Origin of the sequence: Lactobacillus isalae (genome assembly GCF_947539375.1) — a bacterium.
GTDB lineage: Bacteria > Bacillota > Bacilli > Lactobacillales > Lactobacillaceae > Lactobacillus > Lactobacillus isalae.
Map to the genome: position 1 here is coordinate 406,611 of NZ_OX443569.1, position 14,591 is coordinate 421,201.

A 14,591-nucleotide genomic window follows, 5' to 3' on the forward strand; every position below is an offset into this window, starting at 1 on the left:
AAAAAATCTTGATCCCTTTTATTTTTTTACTTCTTAATTAGGCACGTTTAACCTTACCGGATTTCAAAGCGCGAGCAGATACCCAAACACGCTTTGGCTTACCGTCAACAAGGATGCGAACTTTTTGAAGGTTTGGCTTCCATGAACGCCGCACGGAGTTCAAAGCCTTTGAACGCTTGTTACCAAAGACCGTCTTGCGGCCAGTAATAATGTCTTTTGCCATTTGTGCTAAACCCTCCTTTATTTGTGTTGTAGTACTTATCTAATTTATCACAGCTTGCAAAAATGTGCAATATTGTCTTTTCATTTTCTTGAAACTAACATTGTTGATATAAAAACGTGCTGTGTTAAAATAAATTGAGAAAAAATTGTTCTTCGTTAATGGAGGAATACGATGGCTGTTAAAATTAAAACAAAATATGGCTTAATTGATATTTCAAATAGTGTAATTGCTACTGTCGTTGGCGGTGCAGCAACTTCTAATTACGGTGTAGTTGGAATGGCTTCAAAGAATGCCTTGCGGGATGGTGCTTACACTATTTTAAATCGTGAAAACTATCGACGCGGTGTTGTAATTAAAACTAACGATAATCAAATCGTTGTTGATGTATACATTATTGTGGGTTATGGTCTAAAAATTTCGGAAGTAAGTCACAATGTCCAAGATAGTGTAAAATACAATCTTGAAAATCTTTTAGGCATTAAGACTAAATCTGTTAACGTTATTGTTCAAGGCGTAAAGATTTTAGACGATTAATGCAATCTGGAGGAGTTAACTGTGGTTTTAACTGAAATTAATAGTGATCAATTCAGAGATATGGTTCGTGCAGCAACTCATCGCATGAGCAAGAACGCTGAATTTGTAAATAAACTAAATGTTTTCCCAGTACCTGATGGCGATACGGGAACTAATATGAATTTGACCATCGAAAGCGGTGCAAAAGCCGTTAATGAAAACCTTAGCGAATCTGTTGGTGACTTAACAGAAAGTCTTTCAAAAGGAATGCTAATGGGTGCTCGTGGTAACAGTGGTGTTATTACTTCTCAACTCTTTAGAGGCTTTTATAAGGCTACTGAAGGTAAAGATACTCTTAGTGCTCAAGATCTAGCTGATGCCTTTGCAAATGGTGTAGCAACTGCTTATAAGGCAGTTATGAAGCCAGTTGAAGGAACTATCTTAACTGTTGCTCGTGTTGCTGCAGAAGAAGGTAAAAATAAAGCTAACGAAACTGATGATGTTAGTGAAGTAATGAGAGCAGTAGTTGATGGTGCTAAGAAAGCATTGAAGACTACGCCAGATTTATTGCCAGTTTTAAAGCAAGTTGGTGTAGTTGATTCAGGTGGTCAAGGATTGGTATTTATTTATCAAGGTTTCTTAGAAGGAGTTCTTGGTGAAAAAGATGATGACGATTATCAACTTGATGAAGGTGAAATGGATGAATTAATCAATGCAGCTCACCATCAAGCTGAATCTGCACAAGTTCAACTTTCTACTAGTGACATCAAGAACGGTTACTGTACTGAAATTATGGTTGACTTGACTGCTGATGTTCCAAATAAAGAAGAATTTGACCTTGATCAATTTAGAGAACATCTTTCTAATTTAGGTGATTCACTCTTAGCTGTTTCAGATGGTGAAGTTGCTAAAGTCCACGTCCACACTGAACATCCAGGAGACGTTTTTACTTATGGTAAGAAATTTGGTCAACTTGGTAAGATTAAGATCGATAATATGCGTATTCAACACGAAACTATCTTAGAAAATAACGAAGAGCAAGAAGAAAGTGTTGATTTTGCAGTTATTGCAGTTGCTTCTGGCCACGGAATCCGTGAATTGTTTAAGAGTGAGGGCGTAAATAGAATTATTTCTGGTGGACAAACTATGAATCCATCTACGAAGGATATTATGGACGCAATCACTAAGTCAGGCGCTAAGAAAGCTATTATTTTGCCAAATAACGGTAATATTATTATGGCTGCTAAGCAGGCTGCTGAAGTTAGTGATATTCCAGTTGGAATTGTTCCAACTAAGACAATTTCTCAAGGATTGACTGCGATGTTGTCCTTTGATCCAGATGCTTCAGTAGAAGAAAACGTTGAAGCAATGTCTGAAGACTTAGATACTGTTAAATCTGGTGAAGTGACTAAGGCTATTCGTGATACCAAGATTGATGATATTCAAGTTAAGAAGGATGATTATCTTGGAATCGTTGATGGCACAATTAAGGTTGATAATCCTGACTTAGTTGATACCACTGTGTCTATGATTGAAAAGATGTTAGACGAAGATAGTGAGATTATCACTATTATGTACGGTAGTGACGCTACCAGAGAAGAAGCCGATGCAGTAGTTAAAAAGCTTGAGGCTGATCATGATGATTTGGAATTTGAAATTCATGATGGTGGCCAACCAGTTTACTACTTCTTGGTATCTGTGGAATAAATATGAATAATAAGCAGAGTAAGTTATTTGAACCAGTAACTGAGCTAAAGGGAGTAGGAGGAAAAACTGCTGCAGCTTTAGCTAGTCTTGGCATTAATACAATTTATGATTTACTATTTTATTTTCCTTTTAGATATGATGATTTAGAGACAATCCCTCTTGATCAAATTGATGACGGGCAAAAAGTCTTATTAAAGGGAATAGTGGTAACAGATCCATTTGTTAGCCGATTTGGTTATCGAAAAACAAGGCTCAGCTTTAAAATGAAAATTGATCATGACGTAATCATGGTCAATTTTTTTAATCAGCCCTGGTTAAAGGATAAAGTTGAATCAGGCAAGGAAATTGCAGTTTATGGTAAGTATCAGGTAGCCAGACAGTCATTAAGTGGATTTAAGCTAGTAGCTGAAAAGCAAGATTCAGGTTTTGCACCGATCTATTCTGTTAATAGGCATCTAAAGCAAAATAAACTTCAAAAATTAATTGATCTTGCTTTAGAGGAAGCTTTACCTGAAGTTGGAGAAGTCGTTCCAGCTGCTTTAAGAGAAAAATATCGTCTGCTTTCTGATCAAGTTTTAATTGAGAAGATGCACCATCCTAAAAATGGTACAGAAGCAAAAATAGCCCGTAGAAGTGCAATTTTTAGAGAATTTTTTCTATTTCAAGTCCAACTTGCCCAATTACTTTCTCAAAGAGATGAGGATGTTCCTGGTGTAGAAAAGAAATATGATCTAACTGCTGTAAAAGAATTAATTCAAGCCATTCCGTTTGAATTATCTGATGATCAAAAAAAGGTTGTTAATGAAATATTTGCTGATCTGCACTCGCCACGACAAATGAGAAGATTGCTTCAAGGAGATGTGGGCAGCGGTAAAACAGTTGTAGCAGTTTTTGCAATTTACGCAGCTATTACTGCTGGCTATCAAGCTGCTTTAATGGTTCCAACAGAAATCTTAGCTCAGCAGCATTTTGATAAGGTAGATGAATTACTGCGACCTCTTGGAGTTAGAGTAGCCTTATTGACGGGGGATACCAAGGACTTAGAAAAGAAAGAGATTTATCGTGAATTAGCTGATGGAACAATCAATGTAGTAATTGGTACACATGCTTTGATTCAAAAAGACGTTAATTTTAAGAAACTTGGTTTGGTAATAATTGATGAGCAGCACCGTTTTGGTGTTAATCAAAGAAACACCTTAATTAAAAAGGGTGATGCACCAGATGTTTTGGCAATGACAGCAACACCAATTCCGCGTACATTGGCTTTAACTGTCTATGGCGATATGGCAGTTTCAGAGATTCGTCATCTACCTAAAGGGCGTAAGCCTATAGTTTCTTCATGGGCGACATCTAGCAAGTTAAAAGAAGTGCTTGAATTGATGCGTTCTCAGCTTGATAAAGGATTTCAAATTTATGTTGTGACCCCTTTAATTAGTGAGTCTGAAAAAAGCGATCTGAAAAATGCAGAAGATCTGCAAGAGAGACTGGCACAATATTTTAAAGATGAAAATGTAGTTTTACTTCATGGACAAATGAAGGGCGATCAAAAAAATGAAATTATGGATAGCTTTGCGGCTGGAAAGATCGATGTTTTAGTTACTACTAGTGTAATTGAAGTTGGAGTCGATGTTCCAAATGCCAACATGATGGTGATTTTTAATGCCGATCGCTTTGGATTAAGCCAACTGCATCAACTACGCGGACGAATTGGTCGTGGTCAAACGCAAAGTTTCTGTGTATTTGTGAGTGATCCAAAGACAGAAATCGGTAAAAAAAGAATGAACATTATTACGTCTACTAGCAATGGCTTTAAGTTAGCCGAAGAAGATTTAAAATTGCGCGGTGAAGGGGACGTTTTTGGTAAGGCTCAGTCGGGTTTGCCACAGTTTCAGGTGGGGGATGTAGTAAATGATTACAATACCTTGGTTACAGCCCAAAAAGAGGCGCGTACGCTAATTAAAGCTGATCCAAACTTAGATAGTTCAGAAAATAAATTTTTACAAGAAGTGCTAAAATATAAGAAAGATTTGAATAATAACTAGAAGTAAACGGAGTAAATATGAAAACAATTGCAATTGATGCGATGGGCGGAGAAAATGCCCCTAAGGCTATTGTAGATGCCGTTTTAAAAGCAAAGCCTAAGCTAAAAGAGACAAAATTTGTTTTATTTGGGGATGAAGAAAAAATTAAGCAATTAATCCCTGATGATCAAAAAGAACGAATTGAAGTTGTTGCAACTAGTGAAGTTATTGTTGATAGCGACGAGCCAGTTAGAGCGATTAGACGTAAGAAAGATTCTTCAATGGTCGTTGCGGCAAATTTTGTTAAGGCAGGCAAAGCAGACGCATTATTTTCATTAGGAAATACTGGGGCATTGTTAGCTGCCGGAATTTTTATTATTGGCCGTATTAAAGGGGTTGAGCGTCCAGCCTTAATGCCAACTCTTCCTAGTGCTAAGAGTGAGCAAGGGTTTAATATTATTGATGTTGGCGCAAATGCTCAGAGTAAACCAGAATATTTGGTTCAGTGGGCTCAAATGGCTAATTTCTATGCTCAAAAAGTTAGAAATATTAAAAATCCTACGGTTGCTCTACTAAATAATGGGGCAGAAGATGATAAAGGAGATCCACTCCACCAAGAAGCTTATAAACTCTTAAAAGAAACTAAGCTTAACTTTATCGGCAATGTTGAAGGAAATGATTTGATGGAAGGTAAAGCAGATGTGATTGTGACTGATGGCTTTACTGGAAATGCTACGCTTAAGGCGATTGAGGGAACAGCTAGCGTAATTTTACGCCTGCTTAAAGATTCGCTCTTAAATAATGGCTTACGTCCTAAAGTTGGTGCTTTACTAGCAAAACCTGGTCTTACTGCCTTAAAAAAGAGATTTGATACGGCAAGATATGGCGGAGCTGTTTTATTAGGTGTTAATGCTCCGGTAGTTAAAACTCATGGTAGGTCTAATATTCGCCCAATTTACTATACTTTGTTGCAAATTGATAAAATGTTAAGCCAAGATTTGGTGGGAGAATATAAAAAATACTTCAGTGAATCTCGCTAGACTTTAATATAAAAATGCCTTAAAATTAAACTAAACTTTTTTGGAGGTTAAAGAAATGACCGAAGAGGAAATTTTTAATAAAATTGCTGATATGATTTCAGAACGCTTTAGCATTGATCGTGATAAGATTACTAAAGATTTAAATTTTCAGAATGATTTAGATGCAGATTCAATTGATTTCGTTGAGTTAGTAATGGATCTTGAGGATACATTTGGAGCAGAAATTCCAGATGATGACGCAGAAAAATTACAAACTGTTGGTGAAGCAGTAGAGTACATTAAGAGTCACCAAAATTAAAATTTTAATCATTGAAATTTCAGAAGATACTGTCATTTTTCATTTACTTTTATAAAAGTTATTGAAATAGCAGTATCTTTTGTTTATAATAATGACATTAAATTGAAAATCTAATTGACTTTTAATAATGTCGTAAGGTTTGAGAGGAGAATGGCCTTTGGAAAAGCAAAGTGATCTTTTATTAGATATCGAACACTTGCACACCGCATATCGTTTGCACGGTAAGTTTTATGATGCCGCTGATGACATTAACTTAACCTTGAAACGAAATGAGATTTTGGCAGTTGTTGGTGAATCTGGTTGTGGTAAAAGTACAATTGCTTCAAGCATTATTGGTTTATATGACCACAAGAATACTAGAGTAACCGGAGATATCTTATACAATGAATTAAACTTAGTTAACTTGAATGAATCATTGTTTAACAAAATTCGTGGAAACAATATTGGAATGATTTTCCAAGATCCATTGGCATCTCTTAATCCATTGATGAAGGTTGGAGATCAAGTTGCTGAGACACTTTACTACCATACAGATATGGATGAAAAGGCACGCCATGCGCGAGTAATTGAACTCTTTAACCAAGTTGGTATGCCTCGTCCAGAAGAAATGTATGAGATGTACCCACATGAATTATCTGGCGGTTTGCGTCAACGTGTAGTAATTGCGATTGCAATTGCATGTAAACCAGAAATTATTATTGCTGATGAACCTACTACGGCTTTGGACGTTACGATTCAAGCGCAAATCTTAGATTTACTTAAAGAAATTCAAAAAGAATCTCATTCAGGAATTGTCTTGATTACTCACGACTTAGGTGTGGTTGCTGAAACAGCTGATCAAGTAGCAGTTATGTATGCTGGACAAATTGTTGAAAAAGCAGACGTTAAGACAATTTTTGAAAATCCACTTCATCCATATACGCGTTCACTTCTTCATTCAATGCCACAAACAGATGATGAAAGCCAAGATCTTCACGTAATTCATGGAACAGTTCCTTCGCTAATTAACATGCCAAGAACTGGTGATAGATTTGCTGCAAGAATTCCTTGGATTCCTGCAAGTGCTCATGAAGAAAATCCTAAGATTCATGAAGTTGAACCTGGGCACTTTGTAAGATGTACTTGCTGGCAAAGCTTCCATTTCCAAGATGAAGAAAAGAAAGGATAGGAAATTATGGCCGATGAAATAATCGAAATAAAAAATTTAAAAGTTCACTATCCAATTCGTTCTGGCTTCTGGAATAGAGTTACTGGATATGTTAAGGCCGTTGATGGAATTAATCTTTCTATCAAAGAAGGAGAAACCTACGGTTTAATTGGTGAATCAGGTTCAGGTAAGTCAACTACTGGTAAAGCAATTGTTGGTGTTGAAAAAGTAACTAGTGGACAAATTTTGTACAAAGGCGTTGACGTAACTAAGGCATCTAACCGTAAAAAGCTTAACTACAATAAAGATGTTCAGATGATTTTCCAGGATTCAATGTCTAGTTTGAACCCTAGAAAACGTATTGAAGATATCATCGCTGAACCAATTAGAAACTTTGAAAATTTAACTACCGATGAGGAAAGAAAAAGAGTTCAAGAACTCTTAGATATTGTTGGAATGCCTAGTGATGCGATTTACAAGTATCCACACGAGTTCTCTGGTGGTCAACGTCAAAGAATTGGTGTGGCTCGTGCGGTTGCTACCCATCCAAAATTAATTGTAGCTGACGAACCAACATCAGCTTTAGACTTATCAGTTCAAGCTCAAGTTTTGAACTTTATGAAACATATTCAGCAAGAATATAACATTGCCTACCTCTTTATTTCACACGATTTAGGTGTTGTAAAGCACATGTCAGAAGACATTGCGATTATGCACCGTGGACGTTTTGTAGAAATTGGTAAACGTGATCAAATTTATAAGAATCCAATGCATATTTATACTAAGCGTCTACTTTCTGCAATTCCGGTTGTTGATGTTGAAAATAGAGAACAACATAAGGAAGAGCGTCAACGTGTAGAAAAAGAATTCTTGCAAGATCAAGACAAGTGGTACGAAAAAGATGGTCGTGTATTGCCACTACAAAAAGTTGGCGATCGTCATTTCGTTGCATTGCCTAAAGATATGATTCAGCAAGAATTGAAGGAGGGAGAATAGGTATGTGGAAAACGGTTTTACGTCGAATCCTGATTATGATCCCCCAGTTACTTATCTTGAGTTTACTAGTCTTTATTTTGGCTAAAATGATGCCTGGTGACCCATTTACTGGAATGATCAATCCGAATTCAGACCCTAAGGAAATTGCAAGATTAAGACAAGAATATGGATTAAATGATCCAGTATGGGTTCAATATACTCGCTGGCTTGGAAACATGTTCCATGGTGATTTAGGCCAATCATATATTCAAAAGGTTCCAGTAACTTCTTTGATCTGGGATCGTGCGGTTAACACTTTCTGGTTGTCTTTGATGACTGTTGTTTTAACTTACTTAATTGCAATTCCATTAGGTGTAACAGCAGGTCGTCACCAAGATGAATGGCAAGATCACGGAGTACAAATATTTAACTATATTACTTATGCTGTACCTCCATTTGTTTTCTATATTTTAGGTATTTGGCTATTTGGATTCACTCTAGGTTGGTTTCCAATCTCTGGTTCAGTAAGTGCAGATGTTAACCCAGGCACTTTTGCTTACTTCTGGAGTAGATTCTATCACTTAATATTGCCGTCAATTCTTTGTGCTTTAATTTCTACTACTGCAATTGTTCAATACTTAAGAACTGGTATTGTTGATAATAAGGTTGAAGATTATGTAAGAACTGCACGTAGTAAAGGTGTTCCCGAAAATGTTGTTTTCCATAAACATATTTTGAGAAACTCACTTTTACCAATTGCAGCATTCTTCGGTAATACTATTACTGGTTTACTTTCAGGTTCAATGGTTATTGAATCAGTCTTCAGTTATCCTGGTATGGGTAAATTATTCCTTGATTCTATTGGTCAACGTGATTACACTACTTTAACTGCCTTGATTTTGTTATTTGGTGTATTAACTTTAATTGGTAACTTGTTGTCTGATATTATCATGAGTATTATTGACCCAAGAATTCGGATTAAGTAGGGAGGAGTAGAAAATTATGGCTAAAGATAAAAATACATCAAAAAAAGATCAAAATGCTAAAACCTCTCTACCACCATCTGGATTTAAGATTATCGTACGTGAGGTTTGGCGTGATAAGGTAGCATTTGTTTCGTTCTGTATTATTGTTGCTATCTTGTTATTCACATTTGTTGGCTCCTTATTCTTAAATAAGAGTCAAGTAACAGAAATTAACATTGCTGAAGCTTATTATGCTTGGGGTGAATCTGGTCACGTCTTTGGTACTGACGACGGTGGTCGTGATATTCTGAAGTTGTTAATGATGGGTGGCCGTAACTCTATTCTAATTGGTCTATCTGTTACTGTTCTTTGTGAAGGTGTTGGACTTTTAGTTGGATTATTCTCTGGATATTTTGGCGGAGTTACAGACGCAATTATCATGCGTATAGTGGACTTCATCCAAATTTTACCGCAATTCCCAATTATCATTGTTTTAACTACTGTTATTCCTAACTACAATGCTGGAACTTTGGTATTATTAATTTCAATGTTTGGATGGACAACAACTGCCAGATACTTCCGTGCCTTTGTTCTGTCGCAGAGAGAGCGTGAATATGTTTTGGCATCAAAGACTTCGGGTTCGTCTAATTTAACGATTATCTTCCGTGAAGTTTTACCTAACATTACTTCTGCTTTGGTTATTGATGTAGTATTGATGATTGCCGGAAACATTGGTATTGAAACTACCTTATCCTTCTTGGGATATGGATTACCAACAACTACACCATCTCTTGGTACTTTAATTGGATTTGCTAATGACCCAGTTAACGTTACTACTCGTCCATGGTTGTGGTTACCAGCAACAATTTTATTATTAATCATCTCATTAAGTATTAACTATGTTGGTCGTGCTCTTCAAAGAGCTGGAGACGCTCGTCAACGTGAAAATTAAATTTAATTGTATAAATATTAAAAAGCAACTCATAATTGAGTTGCTTTTTTGTATATATTGCCCAAAATACAGCTGATATATTAATTTTATTTGTTTAATAATGGGAATAAATTTAATTTTTGCTCTACTGAAATAAGTTTTTTATGGCAATTAAAAAGCTCTAATGTAGGCTGTAATTCAACTTCTATAGCTCTATATAATAAATTAATATGAAAGAATATTAAAATTAATTGAGCAAAAGCGTTGTATTATGAGTTTGATGATGATACTATTAAATCATCAACTTGTCCCAAATAGATGGAGGAATATAACTATGAAGAAAGCCAAACTATTTGGAAGTTTAACTTTACTTTCTGGTGTTGCTTTAACATTAGCAGCATGTGGTAACAATTCAAATTCAAAAGTAGATAACCCAACTAAAAGCTTTAAAGAAGCTACTCCTAAGAAAGCTGTTAAAAAGGGCGGTACCGTTAGTGTAGCTCTTGAAACTGATACTCCAATTACTGGTGTATTTTTAAACGAACTTTCAGATACTCAAAATGACTCCGATGCAATGGCTCCAGGTAACGAAGCATTATTTGATACTGATGATACTTATCAAATTAATGACAAGGGTCCTGCAACCTTAAAATTAGATAATAAAAATAAAACAGCTACTATTACTGTTAAAAAAGGCGTTAAGTGGTCTGATGGTAAGCAAGTAACTGCTAAGGATATTGAATATTCTTACGAAATTATTGCTAATAAAGCTACGAAATCTTCTCGTTATACTGAATCACTTCAAAATATCGTTGGCTTAAGTGAATATCATGATGGAAAATCTAATACCATTTCAGGTATTGAAATGCCAGATGGTGAAAATGGTAGAACTGTAGTACTTCACTTTAAAGAAATGAAACCTGGTATGAAATTTAGTGGTAATGGTTACTTCTGGGAAACTGCAGCTCCATACCACTACTTAAAGGATGTTCCATTTAATAAGTTACAATCCTCTGACCAAGTAAGAAAGAATCCGTTATTCTTTGGTCCTTACAAGATGAGTAAAGTGGTTCGTGGTCAAGCCGTAACCTTTGTACCTAACAAGTATTACTGGAGAGGTACTCCCAAGTTAGATAAAGTTACTATTCAAGTTTTGAATCCTAACTCTGCTTCTCAAGCTATTAAGAGTCACAAGTATGATATTGCTGGTGTTGTTAACTCTCAATGGAAGAATGTTGCTAATACTGACAATGTTAACTGGATCGCAAATATTCCATTGTCTTACAGCTACTTAGGCTTTAAAGTAGGTAAGTGGGATGCTGCAAAGGGCGAAAATGTAATGAACAAGGATGCCAAGATGAATAACAAGGCATTACGTCAAGCTATTGCATATGGTATGAATATCTCCGCTGTAACTAAGCGTTACACTAACGGTTTAACTTTCCATATTCCAACTTTAATTCCAGAACAATTTGGTAAATATTACGACAAGAATGTTAAAGGCTATGACTACAATATCAAGAAGGGTAATGAAATTCTTGACAAGGCGGGATACAAGAAGAAGGGTAAGTACCGTGTACAACCAAATGGTAAGCCTTTAACTATTCGTTTAGCTGCGATGACTGGTAACTCTACTCAAGAACCAATCATTCAAAACTACATTCAACAATGGAAGAAGTTAGGTTTGAATGTTAAGTTAACTGGTGGCCGTTTGATGGAAATGAACTCCTTCTACGACAAGGTTCAAAACGACTCTAAAGATGTTGATATGTTCATGGGTGCATGGACATTATCATCAGAACCATCACCAAATGACTTGTACAGTGTAAAGGCTCCTTACAACTTCAGTCGTTTTGTAACTGCTAAGAATACTAAGCTGCTTCAAGAAATGGATTCTGAGAAAGCATTTAATACCAACTATCGTGTCAAGAAATTCCACGAATGGCAAAAGTATATGAATGATGAAGCTTATGTTGTTCCTGTATCTAACAATTACAATGTGAATGCTGTTAACAGTAAAATTACTGGCTACTCATTGAAGCCTTCAGCAGCAAACAGCCTTTGGTACAACGTTGGAATTGCTAAATAATAATTTTATGAATTTTTCAGAAAAGATCGTCAATTATTGGCGATCTTTTTCGTGATTTGTTTTAATTATTTTCAGTGCTAAAATTAAATATATCAACTTGTCCAATGTTATTGGAGGAAAATCTAATGAAGAAAGGCAAATTAATTAGCACATTAACTTTGCTTTCAGGCGTAGCTTTAACGCTAGCAGCTTGTGGTAATAATAGCAATAATAACAATAGTCATCCTAACTTTAAGGAGTCTACTCCTAAGAAAACCATTAAAGATGGTGGTAGCGTTAGTGTTGCTGTAGTTACTGATACACCTTTTACTGGTATTTTTAACGATGAATTATCAACTAATAATACAGACTCAGAAGTTATGCAATATGGTGATGAATCATTGTTTGCTACGAATGATACTTATAAGTATGTTAAGGGCGGAGCTGCTGATATTAAAATTAATAAGAATGCAAAAACTGCAACTATTACAATTAATCCTAAAGTTAAATGGTCAGATGGTCAGCCACTAGTTGCTAAAGATTATGAATATGCCTATGAAATTATTGCTAATAAGGCAACTCATTCTCAACGCTACACTTCAAGTTTAGCTGAACTTGAAGGATTACAAGAATATCATGATGGAAAATCTGATACTATTTCTGGTATTGAAATGCCAGATGGTGAAAATGGACGTACCGTGGTACTTCACTTTAAAGAAATGAAGCCCGGTATGAACCAAAGTGGTAACGGTTATATTTGGGAAGCAGCAGCTCCTTACCATTACTTAAAAGATGTTCCGTTTGATAAACTTATCTCAAGTAATAAGATCCGTAAGAATCCATTATTCTATGGTCCTTACAAAGTAAACAAGGTAGTTCGTGGACAATCTGTTTCATGGGTTCCAAATAAGTATTACTACAAGGGTAAACCACACTTAAATAAGATTACTGCTTCTGTAATTACACCTGCTTCAGTTGCTCAATCAATTAAGAGCAATAAGTTTGATGTAACTCAAGTAAGTAACTCACAGTGGCCAAATATCAAGGGAACTAAAGGAGTTAACTTTATTGCTAACATTCCACTTTCATATAGTTACTTGGGCTTTAAAGTTGGTAAATGGGATGCTGCAAAAGGCGAAAACGTAATGAATAAAGATGCTAAGATGAACAATAAATCATTACGTCAAGCTATTGCTTATGGTATGAATGTTGACCAAGTTTATAAGAGATATTCATATGGTCTGTCATTTAGAATTCCAACTTTGATTCCAAAGCAATTTGGAGATTACTTCGATAAAAATGTTAAAGGCTACACTTATAACATTAAGAAGGGTAATGAATTACTTGATAAAGCTGGCTATAAGAAGAAGGGTACTTATCGTGTACAACCAAATGGTAAACCTTTAACTATTCGTTTGGCTGCTATGACAGGTAGCAAGGTTCAAGAGCCAATCATTCAAAACTATATCCAGCAGTGGAAGAAGATGGGCTTAAACGTTAAATTAACTAGCGGTCGTTTAATGGAAATGAACTCCTTCTACGATAAGGTTCAAAATGATTCTAAAGACGTGGATATGTTTATTGGAGCATGGTCACTTTCATCAGAACCTTCACCGCAAGATTTGTACGGTGCTAAAGCTCCATTTAACTACAGTAGATTTGTAACTAAAGAAAACACTGATTTGTTAAATGACATTGATTCCCAAAAGGCATTTAATAATAGCTACAGAGTTAAGAAGTTCCACCAATGGCAAGCATATATGGACAAAGAAGCTTATGTAGTTCCAGTTGCAAATAGTTACAATATTTATGCTATTAACAATAAGTTGACTGGTTACTCGTTAGCTCCATCTAAGAGTATGGGTGGTGGATTCCCTAACTGGTACTATGTTGGTTATGCAAAATAAATAAAAACTTTTTAAAGTGCGATTTCATAGTAGGTCGCACTTTTTCTTTATCTTTTTTTAATGGCAGAAAATAGGTATAATTAAAGGGTTAAAGAAAGGAAGCAACTATGGTTTCAGTAGCTTTTAAAAAGAATTTAAAAGAAAAATATGGAATAAAATTTAATAATGAAAAATTACTTGAAGATGCATTTACTCATTCTTCTTACGCAAATGAACATCCCGGAAGAAAAGACTATGAAAAACTAGAGTTTTTGGGGGATGCTGTTCTTGAATTAGCAGTTTCAGATTATTTATACCGTCATTTTCCAAGATTAAACGAAGGTGAATTAACGAGAATGCGTTCAAATATTGTTAGAACAGAAGGATTTTCTGAGTTTGCGATTGAATGCGGATTTCCAGCAGAAATTAATCTTGGTAAGGGAGAAGAAAAAGCTGGTGCTAGAAAAAGAAAAACACTTCTTGAAGATGTATTTGAAGCCTTCAACGGCGCTCTCTTCTTAGATCAAGGGATGCCAGCTGTACAGCACTTCTTGCATTTAACGGTTTATCCTTTAATTGCTGAAGGTGACTTTAATGCTTCACGTGACTATAAGACTGAACTTCAAGAGCGTTTACAAGTAAATGGACCAGTTAAGATTGAATATCAAGTAATAGCTGAGGATGAATCAAAGCCATCCTTTAAAGTTCAGTTGCTAGTAAACGGGCAAAAAGTTTCTGAAGGTCAAGGACGTAATAAAAAGGCTGCCGAGCAGCAAGCAGCTCAAGCAGCATTAGATAAAAATAAATAAGAAAAGGT

Annotated in this window: 13 protein-coding genes; 12 read left to right on the forward strand and 1 reads right to left on the reverse strand. The window is 35.6% G+C overall.

Annotation, left to right across the window (positions count from 1 at the left end; genetic code table 11):
• Positions 1 to 37: 37 nt before the first annotated feature.
• Positions 38 to 223, reverse strand: coding sequence for a 50S ribosomal protein L28 (rpmB, locus tag QM512_RS01925; protein ID WP_003647522.1), 186 nt, complete (start codon positions 221 to 223; stop codon positions 38 to 40).
• Positions 224 to 394: 171 nt separating this feature from the next.
• Between rpmB and QM512_RS01930 the strand changes: the two genes are divergently transcribed.
• From QM512_RS01930 to rnc, 12 genes are all read left to right on the forward strand, one after another.
• Positions 395 to 757 (forward strand): Asp23/Gls24 family envelope stress response protein, encoded by a 363-nt coding sequence (locus QM512_RS01930; RefSeq protein ID WP_003647521.1) that lies wholly within the window; start codon positions 395 to 397, stop codon positions 755 to 757.
• Between the two features lie 21 nt (positions 758 to 778).
• On the forward strand, positions 779 to 2,443 hold the full coding sequence (locus tag QM512_RS01935; protein WP_282805856.1) for a DAK2 domain-containing protein: 1,665 nt from the start codon (positions 779 to 781) through the stop codon (positions 2,441 to 2,443).
• A 2-nt stretch (positions 2,444 to 2,445) separates the two neighbouring features.
• Positions 2,446 to 4,485, forward strand: a complete 2,040-nt coding sequence (gene recG / locus QM512_RS01940) for an ATP-dependent DNA helicase RecG (protein WP_282805857.1) — start codon at positions 2,446 to 2,448, stop codon at positions 4,483 to 4,485.
• A gap of 17 nt (positions 4,486 to 4,502) precedes the next feature.
• Positions 4,503 to 5,504: a phosphate acyltransferase PlsX gene (gene plsX, locus QM512_RS01945; protein ID WP_282805858.1), complete on the forward strand. Its 1,002-nt coding sequence runs from the start codon at positions 4,503 to 4,505 to the stop codon at positions 5,502 to 5,504.
• A 55-nt stretch (positions 5,505 to 5,559) separates the two neighbouring features.
• Entirely contained in the window at positions 5,560 to 5,802 is a 243-nt protein-coding gene (gene acpP, locus QM512_RS01950; RefSeq protein WP_004895326.1) for an acyl carrier protein, read from the forward strand.
• A gap of 157 nt (positions 5,803 to 5,959) precedes the next feature.
• The gene (locus QM512_RS01955; RefSeq protein WP_282805859.1) at positions 5,960 to 6,970 is read left to right on the forward strand and encodes an ABC transporter ATP-binding protein; all 1,011 of its coding nucleotides are present in this window, start codon (positions 5,960 to 5,962) and stop codon (positions 6,968 to 6,970) included.
• A 6-nt stretch (positions 6,971 to 6,976) separates the two neighbouring features.
• On the forward strand, positions 6,977 to 7,945 hold the full coding sequence (locus tag QM512_RS01960; protein WP_282805860.1) for an ABC transporter ATP-binding protein: 969 nt from the start codon (positions 6,977 to 6,979) through the stop codon (positions 7,943 to 7,945).
• A 2-nt stretch (positions 7,946 to 7,947) separates the two neighbouring features.
• Positions 7,948 to 8,910, forward strand: coding sequence for an oligopeptide ABC transporter permease (gene opp4B / locus QM512_RS01965; protein ID WP_282805861.1), 963 nt, complete (start codon positions 7,948 to 7,950; stop codon positions 8,908 to 8,910).
• A 16-nt stretch (positions 8,911 to 8,926) separates the two neighbouring features.
• Complete coding sequence (locus tag QM512_RS01970) at positions 8,927 to 9,841, forward strand: ABC transporter permease (RefSeq protein WP_282805862.1); 915 nt, start codon at positions 8,927 to 8,929, stop codon at positions 9,839 to 9,841.
• Positions 9,842 to 10,154: 313 nt separating this feature from the next.
• Positions 10,155 to 11,909, forward strand: coding sequence for an oligopeptide ABC transporter substrate-binding protein (locus QM512_RS01975; RefSeq protein ID WP_282805863.1), 1,755 nt, complete (start codon positions 10,155 to 10,157; stop codon positions 11,907 to 11,909).
• 125 nt (positions 11,910 to 12,034) lie between these two features.
• Positions 12,035 to 13,795, forward strand: a complete 1,761-nt coding sequence (locus QM512_RS01980) for an oligopeptide ABC transporter substrate-binding protein (protein WP_282805864.1) — start codon at positions 12,035 to 12,037, stop codon at positions 13,793 to 13,795.
• 107 nt (positions 13,796 to 13,902) lie between these two features.
• Positions 13,903 to 14,583 (forward strand): ribonuclease III, encoded by a 681-nt coding sequence (rnc, locus tag QM512_RS01985; protein ID WP_282805865.1) that lies wholly within the window; start codon positions 13,903 to 13,905, stop codon positions 14,581 to 14,583.
• The last annotated feature ends 8 nt before the right edge of the window (positions 14,584 to 14,591 follow it).